This is a genomic window from Micromonospora sp. WMMD1274 (genome assembly GCF_049179035.1).
Lineage (GTDB): Bacteria > Actinomycetota > Actinomycetes > Mycobacteriales > Micromonosporaceae > Micromonospora > Micromonospora tulbaghiae.
This window is the reverse complement of record NZ_JBMHMG010000001.1, coordinates 5,560,255-5,578,522: the sequence shown is the minus strand read 5'-3', so window position 1 is coordinate 5,578,522 and position 18,268 is coordinate 5,560,255. Positions and strand designations below refer to the sequence as shown.

The window sequence follows — 18,268 nt, the reverse complement described above, 5'->3', positions numbered from 1 at the left end:
GCGGGGCTATAACGGCTCCACGCCTGGGGGGAGGGCGGCGGTGGCGGTGGCGTCGTGGACGTACTCCAGGAGGATGCGGCGCAGCTCGCGCCCGGCGTGCGTGGGCACCACGTCGCGGCGGCGGGCCACCGCGATGGTCCGGCGGACGCCGGGCGGCACGAGCCGGGTGACCCGGATGCCGGGGCGGCGGGCCACCACGATGCCCGGCACCAGCGCGACGCCGAGCCCGGCCTCGACGAAGCTGAGCACCGCGTCCATCTCCCCGCCGTCGACCGACAGGGTCGGCTCGAACCCTGCTGCCCGGCACGCCTGGAGCGTGGCGTCGCGCAGGTCGTAGCCCTCACGGAACATGACGAGCGGCTGGTCGCGCAGGTCGGTGATGCGCAGCTCCCCGGCGGCCGAGGCGCCGGGAAGCGGGTCGACCGAGGCGACCACCAGGCTCTCGCGCAGGATCGGGTCGGCGCGCAGCCCCGGGTCGGTGCCGGCCGACGGCATGATGATCAGGGCGAGGTCGAGGTCGCCGCGGAGCAGGTCCCGGACGAGATCCTGCGAGCCGCCCTCCTCCACGCGTAGGTCGACAGTGGGGTGCGCGTCGCGGAACCGGCGCAGCACCGGCGGGGCGAGCGAGGTGGCCAGGCTGGGCGTGGCGCCGAGCCGGACCCGGCCGCGGCGCAGCCCCACCAGCTCCTGCACCTCGCGGGTGGCGGTCTCCACGTCGGCGAGGATCCGCTTGGCCAGCGGCAGCAGCACCTCGCCGGCCGCGGTGAGTGCGATGTTGCCCCTTACCCGCTCGAACAGCGGGGCCCCCAGGTCGGTCTCCAGGGCGTGAATTTGCTTACTCAACGAGGGCTGGGTAATGCCGACAAGATCGGCTGCCTGGGTGAAATGTCGTACTTCGGCGACCGCTACGAAGTACCGAAGCTGATGGAGCTGCATCTACATAGCTTACGGCTATCAACACTGCGATTTCGATGCATTGGACGCCTGATCGAAGTGCTCCTAGCGTCGACCGCGTGGTAATCACGAAAACTCGGTCGCCCATCCGCTCGAACGTCGGCCTCAAGGCCGTCATGGCGGTGACGGGCATCATCCTTGTGCTGTTCCTGATCCTGCACATGCTCGGAAACCTGAAGATCTTCACGGGCGAGACCTCGTTCGACCACTACGCGCACTGGCTGCGCGACATCGGCACGCCGCTGCTGCCGACGACGTGGTTCCTGTGGATCCAGCGCACGGTGCTCACCCTGGCCGTCCTGGGGCACATCGGCGCGGCCACCATGCTCGCGATGCGGTCCCGGGCCGCCCGGCCGGTGAAGTACGCGCACCGCCGCAAGATCCACGTGAACTATGCGGCCCGCACGATGCGCTGGGGTGGTGTGATCATCCTGCTCTTCGTGATCTACCACATCCTGGACCTGACCACGGGTCACCTGAACCCGCAGGGCGACCCGTCGAACCCGTACGGCAACGTCGTCGCGGACTTCGCGCCGGAGCGCTGGTACGTCACGCTCTTCTACACCCTCGCGCTGGTGACCCTCGGCTTCCACCTGCGCCACGGCGCCTTCAGCGCGTTCCGCAGCCTCGGCCAGCAGACGCCCAAGGGCGAGCGCCGGGCCCGGATCGCCGCACTCGTCTTCGCCGTCGCGCTCGTCGGCGGCTACCTGCTGGTCCCGTTCGCCGTGATCACCGGATTGGTGGCCTGACATGGATCTCTACACCGAGGGCGACCCGATCGCCGACACCCGGGCCCCGGACGGCCCGATCGAGACGCGGTGGGAGCGCCACCGCTTCGAGATGAAGCTGGTCAACCCGGCCAACCGCCGGAAGATGACGGTGATCGTGGTCGGCACCGGCCTGGCCGGCGGCTCCGCCGCCGCCACGCTGGCCGAGCAGGGCTACCGGGTGAAGTCCTACTGCTACCAGGACAGCCCGCGCCGGGCCCACTCGATCGCCGCGCAGGGCGGCATCAACGCCGCCAAGAACTACCGCAACGACGGCGACTCCGTGCACCGCCTGTTCTACGACACGGTCAAGGGCGGCGACTTCCGCTCCCGCGAGTCGAACGTGCACCGGCTGGCCGAGGTGTCCGTCAACATCATCGACCAGTGCGTGGCCCAGGGCGTGCCGTTCGCCCGCGAGTACGGCGGCCTGCTGGACACCCGTTCCTTCGGCGGCGCCCAGGTGCAGCGCACCTTCTACGCCCGGGGCCAGACGGGCCAGCAGCTGCTGCTCGGCGCGTACCAGGCCCTGGAGCGGCAGATCGGCCTGGGCAACGTGGAGATGAACGCCCGCCACGAGATGCTCGAACTGGTGCTCGTCGACGGCCGGGCGCGCGGCATCGTGGTCCGCGACATGGTCACCGGCGAGATCAGCACCGAGATGGCCGACGCGGTCGTGCTCGCCTCCGGCGGCTACGGCAACGTCTTCTACCTCTCCACGAACGCCAAGGGCTGCAACGTCACCGCCTCCTGGCGGGCGCACCGCAAGGGCGCGTACTTCGCGAACCCCTGCTACACGCAGATCCACCCGACCTGCATCCCGGTCTCCGGCGACCACCAGTCGAAGCTGACCCTGATGAGCGAGTCGCTGCGCAATGACGGCCGGGTGTGGGTGCCCAAGGCCAAGGGCGACCAGCGCAGCCCGCGGGAGATCCCCGAGGACGAGCGGGACTACTACCTGGAGCGGATCTACCCGTCCTTCGGCAACCTGGTCCCCCGCGACATCGCCTCCCGCGCCGCGAAGAACGTGTGCGACTCCGGACGCGGCGTCGGCCCGACCGGCCTCGGCGTCTACCTGGACTTCGCCGACGCGATCAACCGGCTCGGCCGCAAGGCCATCGAGGCCAAGTACGGCAACCTGTTCGAGATGTACGAGCGGATCACCGGCGAGGACCCGTACGAGGTGCCGATGCGGATCTACCCCGCCGTGCACTACACGATGGGCGGCCTCTGGGTCGACTACGACCTCCAGTCGAGCATCCCCGGCCTGTTCGTGATCGGTGAGGCCAACTTCTCCGACCACGGCGCGAACCGGCTCGGCGCCTCGGCGCTGATGCAGGGCCTGGCCGACGGCTACTTCGTGCTGCCGAACACGCTCGCCAACTACCTGGCCTCCTCCGGCCCGCTGGACAAGGTCGACGCCAGCCACCCCGATGCGGTCGCGGCGCGTACCGAGGTCGAGGACCGGATCAAGCGGCTGCTGGCGATCAACGGCGACCGTACCGTGGACTCGTTCCACCGCGAGCTGGGCCAGATCATGTGGGAGCACTGCGGCATGGAGCGCTCCGAGGCCGGGCTGCGCAAGGCGATCGACGAGATCCGCGCGCTGCGCGAGCAGTTCTGGCAGCGGGTGCGCGTGCCGGGCGACGGCGAGGGCCTCAACCAGTCGCTGGAGAAGGCCGGCCGGGTGGCCGACTTCTTCGAGCTGGCCGAGCTGATGTGCATCGACGCCCTGCACCGCGAGGAGTCCTGCGGCGGCCACTTCCGGGCCGAGCACCAGACGCCCGACGGCGAGGCGCAGCGCGACGACGACCGGTTCGCCTACGTGGCGGCCTGGGAGTACACCGGCACCGGTGAGCCCGTGCTGCACAAGGAAGACCTGACCTTCGAATACGTCCACCCCACGCAGCGGAGCTACAAGTGAACCTGACCCTGCGCATCTGGCGCCAGCACGGCCCCGAGGACAAGGGTCGGATGGTGACCTACCCGGTGCAGGACGTGTCCCCGGACATGTCCTTCCTGGAGATGCTCGACGTGCTCAACGAGCGGCTGATCCTCGACGGCGAGGAGCCGGTCGCGTTCGACCACGACTGCCGAGAGGGCATCTGCGGCATGTGCAGCCTCATGATCAACGGTGAGGCGCACGGCCCGCAGCGCGGCACCACCGCCTGCCAGCTGCACATGCGGCAGTTCTCCGACGGCGACACGATCGACATCGAGCCCTGGCGGGCCCGCGCCTTCCCGGTCGTCAAGGACCTGGTGGTCAACCGCAACGCCTTCGACCAGATCATCGCCGCCGGCGGCTACGTCACCGCGCCGACCGGCAGCGCCCCGGAGGCGCACTCGGTGCCGGTGCCGAAGGCCGACGCGGACGCCGCGTTCGAGTCCGCGGCCTGCATCGGCTGCGGCGCCTGCGTGGCGGCCTGCCCGAACGGCTCCGGCATGCTGTTCACCGCCGCGAAGATCACCCAGCTCTCGCTGCTGCCGCAGGGCCAGCCGGAGCGTTACACCCGGGTGATCGGCATGGTCGACGCGCACGACGAGGCCGGCTTCGGCGGCTGCACCAACATCGGCGAGTGCGCGGCGGCCTGCCCGAAGGGCATCCCGCTGAACACCATCGGCCGGCTCAACCGGGACTATCTGAAGGCGACGGCCAAGCGCGCCGGCTCCTGACCGCACGCCGCACGACCCACGCGACCGCCGCGTCCCGCATCCGCAGGGCGCGGCGGTCGCGCTCGCACGGGGGTACGCCCCGGCGATTGGTACGGTGAAGCGCCAACCGCGTCACCGTCTCTCCCGGGAGGGCACCCATGGCCCGGACCGCTCCGGCGCAGGCGTCCTCCCCCGGTGCCGGTCACGACGAACCGGCCGGCCCGCCGGAGTCGCTGCTGGAACGCGCCTTCACCGAGGCGCTGCACAGCGCCGACGACACCGACGAGGTGGCCACCCGGATCCTCGACGCCGCCTACGAGCAGTTCTGCCGGATGGGCATCCGCCGTTCCACCATGGAGGACGTGGCCCGCCGGGCCGGCGTCTCCCGGATCACCGCGTACCGCCGGTTCGCCACCAAGGACCGGCTGGTCGAGCAGGTGGTCCGCCGCGAGTTCCGGCGCTACTTCGACCGGTTCCTGGTCGACATCCAGCAGGCGGAGACAGTCGGCGACCGGGTGGTGCTGGGCTTCGTCAGCGCGCTGGACGCGATCCGCCGCAACCCGCTGATCGGCGGGCTCATGAGCGTCGAACCGGACGTGCTCATCCCCTCGATGATCAGCGACGGCGGGCGGACGCTGGCGACCGTGCAGCGGTTCGTCGCCGGGCAGCTGCGCCGCGAGCAGCGCGCCGGCACCATCGCCGCCACAGTGGACGTGGAGGTGGCCGCCGAGCTGATGACCCGCCTGTCCTGCTCCTTCCTGCTCACCCCGAGCCACGTCGTCGACCTCGACGACGCCGACGCGCTGCGGGAGATGGCCCGGCGGTTCCTCGTACCCATGCTGGAGCCCGGCTCACAGGCCGAGTGAGCGGCCGATCACCTCCTTCATGATCTCGGTGGTGCCGCCGTAGATGGTCTGGACGCGGGCGTCCAGGTAGGCGCGGGCCACCGGGTACTCGCGCATGTAGCCGTAGCCGCCGTGCAACTGGAGGCACCGGTCCACGACGCGCTTCTGCAACTCGGTGCACCACCACTTCGCCATCGCCGCCGTCTCCGCGGTGAGGTCCGGCGCGACCAGGCACTGGTCCACGAAGACCCGGCCCAGGCGCAGCTCGGTGGCGAGTTCGGCGAGCACGAACCGGTTGTGCTGGAAACTGCCGATGGGACGGCCGAACGCCTGGCGCTGCCGGCAGTAGTCGAGCGTCTGCGCGAACACCGTCTCGGCGCCCGCGAGCGCCGCGACGGCTATCGACAGCCGCTCCAGCGGCAGGTTGCGCATCAGGTAGGCGAAACCCTCGCCCTCGGCGCCGAGCAGGTTGGCCGCCGGTACGCGGACGTCGGCGAAGAACAGCTCGGCGGTGTCCTGCGCCTTCTGGCCGAGCTTGTCGAGGTTGCGGCCGCGCTCGAACCCGGGCATGCCGCGCTCGACCACGAGCAGGCTGATCCCCCGCCGTCCGGCGCCGGGGTCGGTACGGGCGACCACGATCACCAGGTCGGCCAGGATGCCGTTGCTGATGAACGTCTTCTGCCCGTTGAGAACCCAGTCGTCGCCGTCGCGTACCGCCGTGGTGGTGATGCCCGCCAGGTCGCTGCCGGCGCCCGGCTCGGACATCGCGATGGCGGTGACGATCTCGCCGGAGCAGAAGCCCGGCAGCCAGCGCTGCTTCTGCTCCTCGGTGGTCAGGTCGGTCAGGTACGGCCCGATGATGTCGTTGTGCAGGCCGAACGCCGGCCCGCTCGCGCCGGCCCGGGCCAGTTCCTCGGTCAGGACGGCGTGGAAGCGCCGGTCGGTGACGCCGGCGCCGCCGTACCGTTCGTCGACGAAGAAGCCGAGCAGGCCGGCGGCGCCCGCGGCCCGCCACACGCCGCAGTCGACGATGCCGTCGGCCTCCCAGCGCTCGTGGTGCGGGGTGATCTCCTTGTCGATGAACGCGCGCACCAGTTCGGCGAATGCGAGATGGTCGGCGGTGAAGACGGTGCGGTCCATGTGTCGGCTCCCTCCCCCGCGCTACCGGGCCATGTCCGCGACGGCGGCGACGAGGCGCCGGGGGTCCTCGCCCAGCGGCGCGACGTTCAGGATCGTCACGCCCGCGTCGCGGTACTCCTGGACCCGGTCGCGCACATAGCTCTCCGGCCCGATCAGGCTGGTGCGTTCCAGCAGTTCCGCCGGCACCGCGGCGGCGGCCTCGGCCTTGCGACCGTCCAGGTAGAGCTCCTGGATGCGGTCCGCCTCGGCGGCGTAGCCGTAGCGGCACAGCAGGTCGTGGTAGAAGTTGCGGCCCTTGGCGCCCATCCCGCCCACGTACAGGGCGATCAGCGGCCGGGCGAGGTCGCGCAGCCCGGTCACGTCCGGGCCGATGGCCAGCGGCCCGCCGGCCACCACCTCCAGCGGCCCCAGATCGGCGGACCGCTTCGCCCGGCCGGCCGCCAGCGCGGCGCCCCAGACGTCGCCCGCGCGCCGCGGGTCGTAGAGGAACGGCAGCCATCCGTCGGCGATCTCGGCGGTCATCCGGACGTTCCGGTCGCCGAGGCTCGCCACGTGGATCGGGATGCGGTCGCGGACCGGGTGGGTGAGGATCTTCAGCGGCTTGCCCAGCCCGGTGCCCTCGCCGGGCGGCAGCGGCAGCCGGTAGAGGCCGTCGTTCGTCAGCGTCTCGCGCCGCCACACCCGCCGGCAGATGTCGATCACCTCGCGGGTGCGGGCCAGCGGCCGGTCGTACGCGACGCCGTGCCATCCCTCGATCACCTGCGGCCCGGACGCGCCGAGCCCGAGGATGGCCCGGCCACCGGACATCGCGTCCAGGCCCGCCGCGGTCTGCGCCAGCAGGGCCGGGGTACGCGAGAAGATCGGCAGGATCGCCGAGCCGATGTGGACGCGGCTCGTGCGGGCGGCGAGGTAACCCATGACCGTGGGCGCGTCGAAGCCGTACGCCTCGGACACCCAGACCACGTCCAGGCCGTCCTGTTCCCAGGCGGCCACGTCGTCGGCGCCGCCGCGGGGATCGGCGGCGTACGCCAGTGTCGTCCCGATACGCATCAGTGCGCTGCTCCCTGCTTCCGGCCGACGGCGCCGCCGTCCAGCCACCGCGGTAGGTGTTCGTCCAGCCCCCAGTCGGTGAGGACGGGCTCGGTGTCCGCGCCCGGCGCGGGCGGCGGGCCGCCGACCCGGCCGGGTGTCCCGGACAGGCGGGGCGCCACGGCGGGCTGCCGGACGCCGAAGTGCTCCTCGTACGTGCCGCGCGCGTGAAGGTGCGGGTGACCCGGCGCCTCGGTCAGCGACAGCACCGGCGCGACGCAGGCGTCGGTGCCGTCGAACACGGCCGTCCACTCGTCGCGGGTACGCCCGGCGAACACCTCGGCGAAGCGGGCGCGCAGCACCGGCCATCCGGTGACGTCGTGCCGGTCCGGCAGGTCCGCGTCGGCCAGCCCGAGCAGCCGCAGCAGTTCGGCGTAGAACTGCGGCTCCAGCGCGCCGACCGCCATGTGCCCGCCGTCGGCGGTGGCGTACACGTCGTAGAACGGCGCGCCGCCGTCGAGCAGGTTGCGGCCCCGCTCGGGCCGCCAGGCGCCCTCGGCGAGCAGCCCGGCGAACGGGGTGGTGAGGTGGGCCGCGCCGTCCACGATGGCGGCGTCGACGACCTGCCCTCGCCCGGTGGCGCCGGCGACGTGCAGCGCCGCCAGGATGCCGACGACCAGGTAGAGCGCGCCGCCGCCGAAGTCGCCGACCAGGTTGAGCGGGATCTGCGGCGGCCCGTCGGCGCGGCCGATCGGGTGCAGCGCCCCGGCCACCGCGATGTAGCCGATGTCGTGGCCGGCGGTGCGGGCCAGCGGCCCGTCCTGTCCCCAGCCGGTCATCCGCCCGTAGACCAGCCCCGGGTTGCGGGCCAGCGCCGCGGCCGGTCCGACGCCCAGACGCTCGGCGACACCGGGACGCCAGCCCTCGATCAGGATCGCGGCCCGCCCGGCCAGCGCGAGGACCACCTCGGCACCGTCGGGGTGTTTCAGGTCCACCACGATCGAACGCTTGCCCCGGTTGAGCAGGTTCCGCCCGGGGTCGCCGGACGCGAACGCGCCGGGTTCCGGCCGGTCGACCCGGACCACGTCGGCGCCGAGGTCGGCGAGCAGCATGGCGGCGAACGGGCCGGGGCCGATCCCGGCCAGTTCCACGACCCGGACGCCGGCGAGCGGGCCGCTCACGCGCCGGCCCGTGGCGCGAAGCGGGGTGCGCGGCCCTGGGCCCGGCCGAGCAGGGCCTCGCCGAAGTCGGCGCCGGCCAGCGACTCGACCATGAGGCGGATCGCGTCGGCGGCGGCCTCGGCGGCGCCGGTCTCCAGGCCGGAGAACACCTGCCGACGGATCACCGCCATGGACGCCGGTGAGCAGTGCTGCGCCAGGGCCGCGGCATAGGCTTGTGCCTCGGCCAGCACCTCGTCGCGCGGGAGCACGCGTTGCACAAGCCCGATCCGGAACGCCTCCACCGCGTCGACCTTGCGGCCGGACAGCAGCAGGTCCAGCGCGGCGCCGACGCCCACGAGCCGGGGCAGCAGCCAGGCGCTGCCGTACTCGGCGACGAGGCCGAGCCGGCTGAACGTGGTGGACAGGCGCGCCTCCGCCGCCATGAACCGCATGTCGGCGTAGAGCGCGTGGACCAGGCCGAGACCGGCCGCCCCGCCGTTCATCGCGGCGACGATCGGCGTGCCGAGCGTCAACGGCAGGTGCGGCGGGAAGCCGAACTCGCCGGCGAGCAGCTCACGGTTGCGCTCGTCGAGCAGTGCGGCCAGCGCCTCCGGGTCGGCGCCGGAGCAGAACCAGTCACCGGAGCCGGTGACCACGACCGCCCGTACCTCCGGGTCCGCGTCCGCCGCCACCAGGGCCGCGTAGTAGTCGCGGAACATCTCCAGCGTCATCGCGTTGCGCCGGTCGGGCCGGTCGAACCAGATGGTGCGTACGCCGCCGCTGGTGGCGGCCCGCAAGCCGGCGCCGACCGGCGCTCCTGTTGTGACATTTGACATTTGATACCCTCAACTGGTGGCGGACCGCGGCAGGATCCAGAACGTCTCTCAACCCCAGCTCTCCGAGACCGTGGCGAGTCTGCTGCGCGACCGGATCATGTCCGGTCAGCTGCGCCCCGGCGAACGCATCCGGCTGGAGGAGGTCGCCCAGGAGACCGGGCTGAGCATCACGCCGGTACGCGAGGCGCTGCTGATGCTGCGCGCGGAGGACATGGTCGAGCTGCAACCGCGCCGCGGGCACGTGGTGGCGCCGCTGTCCCGGCAGGACATCATCGACGTGTTCAGCCTCCAGGGCCACATCGCCGGTGAGCTGGCCGCCCGGGTGGCCGTCAGCATCACCCCGGAGCAGCTCGACGACCTGCGGCAGCAGCACGAGCGGCTGCGCCGTGCCGCCCAGGCCCGGCAGGTCAGCCGGGTCGAGCAGCTCGAATACGAGTTCCACCGCCGGATCAACCGGCTCGCCGACGCGCGCAAGCTGTCCTGGCTGCTGCGGACCGTGACCCGCTACACGCCGTCGCGTTTCTACGCCGCCGACCCCGAGTGGCGGGCGGGCATGATCGCCGATCACGAGGCGCTGCTCGACGCGCTCGAAGCCCGCGACCCGGAGGCCGTCCGGCCGGTCATGGCCCGGCACTTCACCGACGGCGCGGAACGGCTGGTCAAGCACCTCGACGGGCTGGGCGTGTGGAACGAGTGAGTCACCGGCGGCCATGACGCCACGCGAACATCGCCAGCGAGCGCTTCATGGCGGAGGCGGACGGCTGGAGCGTCATCACCTCGATCAGCGGCCGGAACCGCTGCCACGTCACCGATCGCGCCCGGCTGAACTCGCGCAGGCCGTCCGCGCCGTGGACCCGGCCGAACCCCGAGTCGCCCACACCGCCGAAGGGCAGTGACGGCACGCCCGCGTACCCCAGCACGGAGTTGACCGACACCGCGCCGGCCCGCAGCCGCCCGGCGAGCGCCAGGCCACGGCGGCGGTCGCGGGTGAAGATCGAACCGGAGAGCCCGTAGCTGGTCGCGTTCGTCCGGCGTACCGCCTCGTCGGCGTCGGCCACCGGGTTGACCACGAGCACCGGGCCGAACGTCTCCTCGGTGACGGCGGTGCTGTCCTCGGGCACCTCGGTCAGCACGACCGGCTCCACGAACGGGGGCCGCACCGAAGCGGCGTCACCCACCACCGCCCGACCGCCCCGGTCGAGCGCGTCGGTGACGTGGCGCAGGACGACGTCCGGCTGGGTTGGCGTGGTCATCGGCCCGTACGGCGCGTCCGGCTCGGCGCCCGGCCGGACCTGCCGTGCCAGCTCGGTGAGCGTGGCCAGGAACGGCTCGTAGACGGACCGTTCGACGTAGACGCGCTCGACGCCGGCACACGTCTGCCCGGCGTTGCCCAGGCCGCCGAAGACCGCCGCCCGCGCGGCCGCGTCCAGGTCGGCGTCGGCGGTGACGATCAGCGCGTCCTTGCCGCCGCCCTCGATCACCACCGGGGTAAGGCTCTCGGCGCAGGCGGCCATGACCGCGCGGCCGGTCGCGGCCGACCCGGTGAAGGCGATCTTGTCGGCCGACGCGCGGCACAGCGCGGCTCCGGTCGAGCCGTCGCCGGTCACCACCTGGAGGACCGGGTGGTCGGGGAACAGCTCGTGCCAGCGCTCGGCCAGCCACACACCGACGCCGGGGGTGAACTCGCTGGGCTTGAACACCACCGCGTTGCCGGCCGCGAGCGCGTGCGACACCGCGCCCATCGGCGTGTAGACGGGGTAGTTCCACGGGCCGATCACGCCGACCACGCCGTACGGCACGTACTCGACGGAGGCGGCCTGGTTGAACGCGAGCAGGCCGGAGGAGACCGAGCGCCGCCTGAGCACCCGCGCGGCGTGCCGGGCCGCCCAGTCCAGGTGCTCGACGGCGAGCATCACCTCGAGCTGCGCCCCGGCGAGGCTCTTGCCGGTCTCGCTCCGGACGATCCCGGCCAGTTCCTCGATGCCGCCGGCGACCGCCGCCTTGTACGCCAGCAGGTGGCGGCGGCGTTGCCGGGCGTCCAGGGCGGCCCACCAGCCGGCCGCCTCGCGGGCCCGTGCCACGGCGGCGCGCACGGCGGCGTCGTCGGCGATCTCGTAGTCGGCGCGGTGCTCACCCGTCACCGGGTCGACGACGCGCAGCCGGCGAGGGTGCTCCACGAGGGACGTCATCGGCAGCCTCCTGACATTTGATATTCGATAGTCTAGCCTTGCTGTCAATCCCTGCTGACGCGCTGGAGGTACCGCGGTGGAGTGGAGCGACGAGCAACGATCCCTGGTCGAGGCGGTGCGGGACTTCTGCCGCCGCGAGGTGGGCACCCGCGAGCAGCGGCGGAACCTCACGAACGGCGGCCGGGAACCGCACAGCCCGGAGCTGTACCGCAAGATGGCCGACCTCGGCTGGCTGGGCCTGTCCCTGCCCGAGGAGTTCGACGGCGGCGGCGCCGGCATGACGGAGCTGTGCCTGTTCCTGGAGGAGACGGCCCGCGCGATGGCCCCGATCGGCGGCTTCACCACCTCGATCATCGTGGCCGCCACCTACCAGCGGTTCGGCACGCCGGCCCAGAAGAAGCTGATCCTGTCCGGAGTGGCCCGCGGTGTCATCGAGGCGGTCGCGATGTCCGAGCCCGAGGCCGGCTCCGACGTGGCGAACCTGAGCTGCCGCGCCGAGCGCCGCGACGACGGGTACGTCGTCAACGGCCAGAAGACGTGGTGTTCGAACGCCCACCTCGCCGAGCACATCCTGCTGGTCGCCCGCACCTCCGGCCGGGCCGGCGACCACCACGGCCTGACCATGTTCCTGGTCCCCGCCTCGGCGCCCGGCCTGACCGTCTCCGGCATCGACACCATGGGCGGCCGGGAGGTGAACGACCTCTACTTCACCGACTGCGCGCTGCCCGCCGACGCCGTGGTCGGCGAGGTCGACAACGGCTGGCGGCAACTGATGGCCGGGCTCAACATGGAGCGGCTGATCCTCGCCAGCGTCATGCTCGGCACCGCGCAGCGGGCGTTCGACGACGTCGTGGAGTACGTCCGGAACCGGCGGCAGTTCCGCCGGCCGATCGGATCGTTCCAGGTGCTCCGGCACCGGCTGGCCGACCTGGCCACCGAGATCGAGTGCGCCCGGCTGCTGGTCTACGACACCGCCGCCAAGGTCGACAGGGCACCGGACACGGTGCTGCCCCGGGAGAGTTCGATGGCGAAGCTCAAGGCCACCGAGACCGCCCGCCGGGTCGCCCTGGACGCGATGCAGATGATGGGCGGCTACGGCTACACCACCGAGTTCGACATGGAGCGCCTGGTCCGCTCGTCGATCGTGTCCACCGTCTACGGCGGCGCCAGCGAGATCCAGCGCGAGATCATCGCCAAGACGTACGGCCTGTCCGAGCAGATGTCCTGACCCACCCGGCCCCTCGGTCGATCGGAGGCACCGTGCACCTGTCCGACCGCCAGCGCGCCGCCCTGGCGAGCATCTGCGACACGTTCGCGCCGGGTGACGGCGCCGGGATCCCGTCGGCCAGCCGGCTCGGCGCGACCGAGGTGATGGCCGCGCTCGTCCTGCACAATCCGCGCACCGCCGAGGTCCGGCAGTTCCTGCGGCTGCTGGACCGGTGGGACTCCCCGGTCACCCAGTTCGTCCTCGGCGGTTGCGCGCAGCCGTTCTCCCGGCAGTCGCCGCAACGCCGGGAGAGGACGCTGCTCGCGCTGGCCCACTCGCGGGTCACCGCCAAACGGGCGCTGTTCCAGGCACTCAAGGGCGCCGCCACCCTCTCCTACTACCTGACGCCGGGGCCGGCCGGGCACTCGCCCGTGTGGGACGCCATCGGCTATCCCGGACCGCTCGGGGTCCGGGCCGACGCGCCCGCGCCGCCGCTGACCCCGGTCCGCCCCTCCGCGCCGGCCACACTGGACTGCGACGTCGTCGTCGTCGGATCCGGCGCCGGCGGCGGCACTGCCGCCGCGGTCCTCGCCGGGCACGGCCTGGACGTGGTCGTCGTCGAGAAGGGCGGCTACTACGACGACCGGGACTTCGACGGCGGGGAGTTGTCCGGACTGTCCCGGCTCTACGCCCCCGGCCCCGCCGCCACCGCCGAGGGCCAGCTCAGCCTCCTCCAGGGGCAGTGCCTCGGCGGCGGCACAGTGGTGAACTACACCACGTCGTTCCCCACCCCGGCCCGGGTACGCGAGGAGTGGGCCGCGCTCGGCGTGCCGCAGTTCGCCACCGACGAGTACGACGGCTGCCTCGACGCGGTGTGGACGCGGCTCGGCGTCAACCGCGAGCACGGCCGGATCTCCTCCCGGGACGCGCTGATGGAGCGCGGACTGAACCGGCTGGGCTGGCACGTCGACGAGATGCCCCGCAACGTCGACGGCTGCGACACCGGTGTCGAGTGCGGGCGCTGCGGCCTGGGCTGCCGGATCGGCGCCAAACGGTCCGCGACGAAGACCTGGCTGGCCGACGCGGAACGCGCCGGTGCGCGGCTCGTCGTCGGCGTCGACGTGCGGACCGTGACAGTCGAAGCGGGCCGGGCGACGGGCGTGACCGGCCACACCGCGGACGGCCATCCGGTCGCCGTACGCGCCCGCGCCGTGGTGGTCGCCGCCGGCAGCGTGCAGACACCCGCACTGCTCCGCCGCTCCGGGCTCACCAACCCGAACATCGGCCGGCACCTGCACCTGCATCCGGCGACCGGCGTGTGGGGCGTGTTCGCCGAGGAGGTCCGGCCGTGGGAGGGCGGGATGCAGACCCGGTACTCCACCGAACACGCCGACCTCGACGGCCGCGGCTACGGCGTCATCTACGAGACCGCCGCCACCAACCCGGCCACCGCTGTGTCGTTCATGAGCTGGACGGGCGGACGGGCACATCTGGACCGGATGCGCGCGCTGCCACACCTCGGCGGGGTCGGCGTGATCACCCGCGACCGCGACAGCGGTGAGGTCCGGGTCGGCCGCGACGGCGAGCCGGTGGTGCACTACCGCCTGTCCCCCTACGACGCGGCCCACCTGCGGGCCGGGATCGCCGGCGCGGCCCGGATCGTCGAGGCGGCCGGAGCGCTGCGGCTCTGGTCCGGACACCAGCGCGGCCCGGTCTGGGAACGCGGCACGGGTTCCGTCGACGAGTTCGTCCGGCACGTCGAGACACTGGGAACCGCGCCCGGGCAGGTCACCATGGCCGCCCTGCACATCATGGGCGCGGCCCGGATGGGCGGCAGCGCGGCGACGTCGGTGGCCCGGCCGGACGGCGCGACGTGGGAGGTACCCAACCTGGTCCTCGCCGACGCGTCCACCTTCCCGGGGTCGCTGGGCGTCAACCCGATGATCTCCGTGGAGGCCATCGCGTACATGAACGCCCAGCGACTCGCCGCCGCGCTCTGACCGCCGCTACTCGAACCGCTCGCCCCGCTCGGCCATTGCCGTCAGCAGTGGCGGCGGGTCGAACCGCTCGCCGTAGCGCTCGGCCAGCACCCGGGCGCGGGCCACGAAGCCCGGCAGCCCGCCGTCGTACTGGTTGACGTACTGGAGGACGCCGCCGGTCCAGCTCGGATAGCCGATCCCCAGGATCGAGCCGACGTTGGCGTCCGCCACCGAGGTCAGCACGCCCTCGTCGAGGCACCGCACCGACTCGATCGCCTCGATGAAGAGCATCCGCTCCTTGAGGTCCTCGAACGGCGTGTCCAGGTTCGTGCCGCCGAACTGCTCCCGTAGGCCCGGCCAGAGCCCGGCCCGCTTCCCGTCGCGGTAGTCGTAGAAGCCGGCGCCACCGGAGCGCCCGGTCCGGCCGCACTCGTCGATCATCCGGTCGATCACCGCGTCGGCCGCGTGCGGCGTCCAGGTGCCTCCGGCGGCCACAGTGGCCGCGGCCGTCTCCTGCCGGATCTTCCGGGGCAGGGTCAGGGTCAGCTCGTCCATCAGCGCGAGGACCGGCGCGGGATACCCGGCCTGGCTGCTCGCCTGCTCGATGGTCGCCGCCGGGATGCCCTCGGCGAGCATCGCCACGCCCTCGTTGGTGAACGTCCCGATGACCCGGCTGGTGAAGAAGCCCCGGCTGTCGTTGACCACGATCGGCGTCTTGCGCAGCCGGCGGACGACGCCCAGGGCGCGGCCCAGTGTGGTCTCGTCGGTCCGCTCCCCGCGGATCACCTCGACCAGCGGCATCTTGTCAACCGGGGAGAAGAAGTGCAGCCCGACGAACTCCTCCGGCCGGCTGACGCCCTCGGCGAGCAGCGTGATGGGCAGCGTGGAGGTGTTGGAGGCGATGAGCGCGTCCGGCGCGACCTGTTCGATCTCGGCGTACACCTTGTGCTTGAGCGCCGGGTCCTCGAAGACCGCCTCGATGACGAGGTCGACGCCGGCCAGGTCGGCGACGTCGCCGGTGGCGTGGATGCGGGCCAGGAACTCGTCGCGCTCGGCCGGTGTCGTCCGGCCCCGGGCGACGGCCTTGTCGAGCAGGCCCGCCGAGTACGCCTTGCCGCGCGCCGCACCCTCGGCGGTGACGTCCTTGAGCACCACCCGCATGCCGGCGCGGGCGCAGACGTACGCGATGGCGGCGCCCATCATGCCCGCGCCGACGACCGCGACGCTGTGCACCGGCTCGTGGTCCCCGCCGGCGGCCCGGGACCGGGCGGTCTGGAGGTCGAAGAAGAGCGCCTTGATCATGTTCTTGGCGATCTGCCCGGTGGCCAGCTCGGTGAAGTACCGGCCCTCGATCGCGAACGCGGTGTCCAGGTCGACCTGGGCGCCCTCGACGGCGGCGGCGAGGATGTTGCGGGGCGCCGGGTAGGGCGCGCCCTTGAGCTGCTTGCGCAGCAGGGCGGGCATGGCCGGCAACTGCATCGCGAGGCCGGGGCTGGACGGGGTGCCGCCGGGCATCCGGTAGCCCTTGCGGTCGTACGGCTGGGTCGCGTCCGGGTGGGCGGCGATCCAGTCGCGGGCGGCGGCCGTCAGGGCGCCCCGGTCGGCGGCGATCTCGTCGACGAGCCCGTGCGCGAGCGCGTCCTGCGGCCGGCGGCGCTGGCCGCGCAGCAGCCAGTCGGTCAGCGCGGCGGTGACGCCGAGCAGCCGGACGGTACGCACCACCCCGCCGCAGCCGGGCAGCAGGCCGAGCGTGACCTCGGGAAAGCCGATCTCGACGGCCGGGTCGTCGAGCACGACCCGGTGGTGGCAGCCCAGCGCCAGTTCCAGCCCGCCGCCGAGGGCCGATCCGTTGATCGCGGCGACGACCGGCCGGCCGAGCGTCTCCAGCCGGCGTACGGCGTGCTTGAGCGCGGCCGCGTCGGCGGCGGACGCCTCGGCGTCGGCGGGCGTCAGCCGCACCAGGGTCTCCAGGTCGCCGCCGGCGAAGAACGTCTTCTTGGCCGAGGTGACGATCACGCCGGTGATCCGGTCGCGCTCGGCTTCGAGCCGGTCCACAGTGGCGGTGAGGCTCGCGCCGAACTCCGCGTTCATCACGTTCGCCGAGCGGCCGGGGTGGTCGAGGGTGAGCAGCACGATGCCGTCGTCGCCGTGCTCCCACCGGATGGTGTTGGCCATTCGTGCTCCTCAGATTCGTTCGATCACGGTGGCGATGCCCATGCCGCCGCCCGCGCAGAGCGTGGCCAGGCCGTAGCGGCCGCCGCGTCGTTCCAGTTCGTCGACGAGCGTGCCGAGGATCATGGCGCCGGTCGCGCCCAGCGGGTGGCCCATCGCGATCGCCCCGCCGTTGGCGTTGACGATGTCCGGGTTCAGGCCGAGGTCGGCGACGAACCGCAGGACCACCGCGGCGAACGCCTCGTTGATCTCCACCAGGTCGAGGTCGTCGACGCCGAGACCGGCCTTGGCCAGCGCCTTGCGGGCGGCCGGGGCCGGGCCGGTGAGCATGATGGTGGGGTCGGCGCCGCTGAGCGCGGTGGCCACGACGCGGGCGCGCGGGGTGAGGCCGGCGGCGGCGCCGGCCGCCTCGCTGCCGATCGCGACGAGCGCGGCACCGTCGACGATGCCGGAGGAGTTCCCCGCGGTGTGGACGTGCTCGATCCGCTCGACCCAGTGGTACTTCTGCAACGCGACCGCGTCGAAGCCCGCCTTCTGGCCGATCTCGGCGAACGAGGGGCGCAGCGCGGCGAGGCTCTCCGCCGTCGAGTCCGCCCGGATGTGCTCGTCCCGGTCCAGGACGGTGAGCCCGTTGCGGTCGCGGACCGGCACCACGGACCGGGCGAAGTAGCCGTTGGCCCACGCCTTCGCGGCCCGCGCCTGCGACTGGAGCGCGTACGCGTCGACCGTCTCCCGGTCGAAGCCGGCGATGGTGGCGATGAGGTCGGCGCTGATGCCCTGCGGCACGAACCCGGTGGTGTAGTTGACCTCCGGGTCGAGCGCCCACGCCCCGCCGTCGGAGCCCATCGGCACCCGGGACATCGACTCGACGCCACCGGCGAGGACGAGATCCTCCCAGCCGGAGCGCACCTTCTGCGCGGCGATGTTCACCGCCTCCAGGCCGGAGGCGCAGAAGCGGTTGAGCTGGACGCCGGCCACCGTGTCGGGCAGGCCGGCGGCGACGGCGGCGGTCCGGGCGATGTCGGCGCCCTGGTCGCCGAGCGGGGACACCACCCCGAGCACGATGTCGTCGATCAGCGCCGGATCGAGGCCGGGCATCCGCCGCAGGGTCTCCTCGATCAGGCCGGTGATCAGCGAAACCGGCTTCACCCCGTGCAGCGCTCCGGTCGGCTTGCCCCGCCCGCGCGGCGTGCGCAACGCGTCGTAGATGAACGCATCGGTCGTCATGCCAAGCTCCTCATTGCTCACCCGCATGCGAATTTCGCCTAACTTTTCTTGAGCCTGCCGCCGCTTGTCAAGAAGCGTTCCACGCTGTCCGGCTCCGGCCCCGCGACGGAAACC

General features: G+C 72.6%; 15 protein-coding genes. 7 read left to right on the top strand and 8 right to left on the bottom strand.

The window, feature by feature from the left end:
* Window positions 1-6: 6 nt before the first annotated feature.
* Window positions 7-936, bottom strand: coding sequence for a LysR family transcriptional regulator (locus tag ACN27D_RS26395; RefSeq protein WP_358172954.1), 930 nt, complete (start codon window positions 934-936; stop codon window positions 7-9).
* Between the two features lie 83 nt (window positions 937-1,019).
* Here ACN27D_RS26395 and ACN27D_RS26390 point away from each other — a divergent pair, with 83 nt between their 5' ends.
* The 4 genes from ACN27D_RS26390 to ACN27D_RS26375 all read left to right on the top strand — a co-directional run bounded on the left by ACN27D_RS26390 (window position 1,020) and on the right by ACN27D_RS26375 (window position 5,236).
* Complete coding sequence (locus ACN27D_RS26390; RefSeq protein WP_121683943.1) at window positions 1,020-1,703, top strand: succinate dehydrogenase cytochrome b subunit; 684 nt, start codon at window positions 1,020-1,022, stop codon at window positions 1,701-1,703.
* A 1-nt stretch (window position 1,704) separates the two neighbouring features.
* Complete coding sequence (locus tag ACN27D_RS26385; protein ID WP_120570662.1) at window positions 1,705-3,642, top strand: fumarate reductase/succinate dehydrogenase flavoprotein subunit; 1,938 nt, start codon at window positions 1,705-1,707, stop codon at window positions 3,640-3,642.
* Window positions 3,639-4,391, top strand: a complete 753-nt coding sequence (locus tag ACN27D_RS26380) for a succinate dehydrogenase/fumarate reductase iron-sulfur subunit (protein ID WP_030499798.1) — start codon at window positions 3,639-3,641, stop codon at window positions 4,389-4,391. Before ACN27D_RS26385 ends, ACN27D_RS26380 begins: the two co-directional genes overlap by 4 nt.
* Before the next feature lie 137 nt (window positions 4,392-4,528).
* The gene (locus ACN27D_RS26375) at window positions 4,529-5,236 is read left to right on the top strand and encodes a TetR/AcrR family transcriptional regulator (protein WP_120570663.1); all 708 of its coding nucleotides are present in this window, start codon (window positions 4,529-4,531) and stop codon (window positions 5,234-5,236) included.
* On the opposite strand, the gene ACN27D_RS26370 is transcribed toward ACN27D_RS26375, so the two are convergent.
* The 4 genes from ACN27D_RS26370 to ACN27D_RS26355 are packed head-to-tail and all read right to left on the bottom strand — an operon-like array spanning window position 5,222 to window position 9,380.
* On the bottom strand, window positions 5,222-6,355 hold the full coding sequence (locus tag ACN27D_RS26370; RefSeq protein ID WP_421500263.1) for an acyl-CoA dehydrogenase family protein: 1,134 nt from the start codon (window positions 6,353-6,355) through the stop codon (window positions 5,222-5,224). The two genes, ACN27D_RS26375 and ACN27D_RS26370, sit on opposite strands and share 15 nt — an antisense overlap.
* 21 nt (window positions 6,356-6,376) lie before the next feature.
* On the bottom strand, window positions 6,377-7,405 hold the full coding sequence (locus ACN27D_RS26365; protein ID WP_421500262.1) for an LLM class F420-dependent oxidoreductase: 1,029 nt from the start codon (window positions 7,403-7,405) through the stop codon (window positions 6,377-6,379).
* Entirely contained in the window at window positions 7,405-8,565 is a 1,161-nt protein-coding gene (locus tag ACN27D_RS26360) for a CaiB/BaiF CoA transferase family protein (protein WP_421500261.1), read from the bottom strand. The genes ACN27D_RS26365 and ACN27D_RS26360 overlap by 1 nt, the downstream gene beginning before the upstream one ends.
* On the bottom strand, window positions 8,562-9,380 hold the full coding sequence (locus ACN27D_RS26355; protein WP_421500260.1) for an enoyl-CoA hydratase-related protein: 819 nt from the start codon (window positions 9,378-9,380) through the stop codon (window positions 8,562-8,564). The genes ACN27D_RS26360 and ACN27D_RS26355 overlap by 4 nt, the downstream gene beginning before the upstream one ends.
* A gap of 16 nt (window positions 9,381-9,396) precedes the next feature.
* Between ACN27D_RS26355 and ACN27D_RS26350 the strand changes: the two genes are divergently transcribed.
* A complete protein-coding gene (locus tag ACN27D_RS26350) occupies window positions 9,397-10,077 on the top strand; it encodes a GntR family transcriptional regulator (RefSeq protein ID WP_421500259.1) in 681 nt (226 codons plus the stop codon).
* 1 nt (window position 10,078) lies between these two features.
* On the opposite strand, the gene ACN27D_RS26345 is transcribed toward ACN27D_RS26350, so the two are convergent.
* On the bottom strand, window positions 10,079-11,569 hold the full coding sequence (locus ACN27D_RS26345; RefSeq protein WP_357795804.1) for an aldehyde dehydrogenase family protein: 1,491 nt from the start codon (window positions 11,567-11,569) through the stop codon (window positions 10,079-10,081).
* Between the two features lie 76 nt (window positions 11,570-11,645).
* Between ACN27D_RS26345 and ACN27D_RS26340 the strand changes: the two genes are divergently transcribed.
* Together ACN27D_RS26340 and ACN27D_RS26335 are read left to right on the top strand one after the other, a co-directional pair.
* Window positions 11,646-12,797 carry an acyl-CoA dehydrogenase family protein gene (locus ACN27D_RS26340; RefSeq protein ID WP_358172966.1) on the top strand — a complete coding sequence of 384 codons (1,152 nt, stop codon included), beginning with the start codon at window positions 11,646-11,648 and terminating at the stop codon, window positions 12,795-12,797.
* 32 nt (window positions 12,798-12,829) lie between these two features.
* A complete protein-coding gene (locus ACN27D_RS26335; RefSeq protein WP_358172968.1) occupies window positions 12,830-14,776 on the top strand; it encodes a GMC family oxidoreductase N-terminal domain-containing protein in 1,947 nt (648 codons plus the stop codon).
* 6 nt (window positions 14,777-14,782) lie between these two features.
* Here the strand turns inward: ACN27D_RS26335 and ACN27D_RS26330 are convergent, their stop codons facing one another.
* Together ACN27D_RS26330 and ACN27D_RS26325 are read right to left on the bottom strand one after the other, a co-directional pair.
* Window positions 14,783-16,930 carry a 3-hydroxyacyl-CoA dehydrogenase NAD-binding domain-containing protein gene (locus ACN27D_RS26330; RefSeq protein WP_421500258.1) on the bottom strand — a complete coding sequence of 716 codons (2,148 nt, stop codon included), beginning with the start codon at window positions 16,928-16,930 and terminating at the stop codon, window positions 14,783-14,785.
* Window positions 16,931-16,939: 9 nt separating this feature from the next.
* Window positions 16,940-18,154 carry an acetyl-CoA C-acetyltransferase gene (locus tag ACN27D_RS26325; protein WP_120570672.1) on the bottom strand — a complete coding sequence of 405 codons (1,215 nt, stop codon included), beginning with the start codon at window positions 18,152-18,154 and terminating at the stop codon, window positions 16,940-16,942.
* Window positions 18,155-18,268 lie beyond the last annotated feature (114 nt).

Coding starts and splice junctions, on each gene's coding strand:
- ACN27D_RS26395 (WP_358172954.1), bottom strand. CDS start 936: ATGCAGCTCCATCAGCTTCGGTACTTCGTAGCGGTCGCCGAAGTACGA.
- ACN27D_RS26385 (WP_120570662.1), top strand. CDS start 1,705: ATGGATCTCTACACCGAGGGCGACCCGATCGCCGACACCCGGGCCCCG.
- ACN27D_RS26375 (WP_120570663.1), top strand. CDS start 4,529: ATGGCCCGGACCGCTCCGGCGCAGGCGTCCTCCCCCGGTGCCGGTCAC.
- ACN27D_RS26370 (WP_421500263.1), bottom strand. CDS start 6,355: ATGGACCGCACCGTCTTCACCGCCGACCATCTCGCATTCGCCGAACTG.
- ACN27D_RS26365 (WP_421500262.1), bottom strand. CDS start 7,405: ATGCGTATCGGGACGACACTGGCGTACGCCGCCGATCCCCGCGGCGGC.
- ACN27D_RS26355 (WP_421500260.1), bottom strand. CDS start 9,380: ATGTCAAATGTCACAACAGGAGCGCCGGTCGGCGCCGGCTTGCGGGCC.
- ACN27D_RS26345 (WP_357795804.1), bottom strand. CDS start 11,569: ATGACGTCCCTCGTGGAGCACCCTCGCCGGCTGCGCGTCGTCGACCCG.
- ACN27D_RS26330 (WP_421500258.1), bottom strand. CDS start 16,930: ATGGCCAACACCATCCGGTGGGAGCACGGCGACGACGGCATCGTGCTG.
- ACN27D_RS26325 (WP_120570672.1), bottom strand. CDS start 18,154: ATGACGACCGATGCGTTCATCTACGACGCGTTGCGCACGCCGCGCGGG.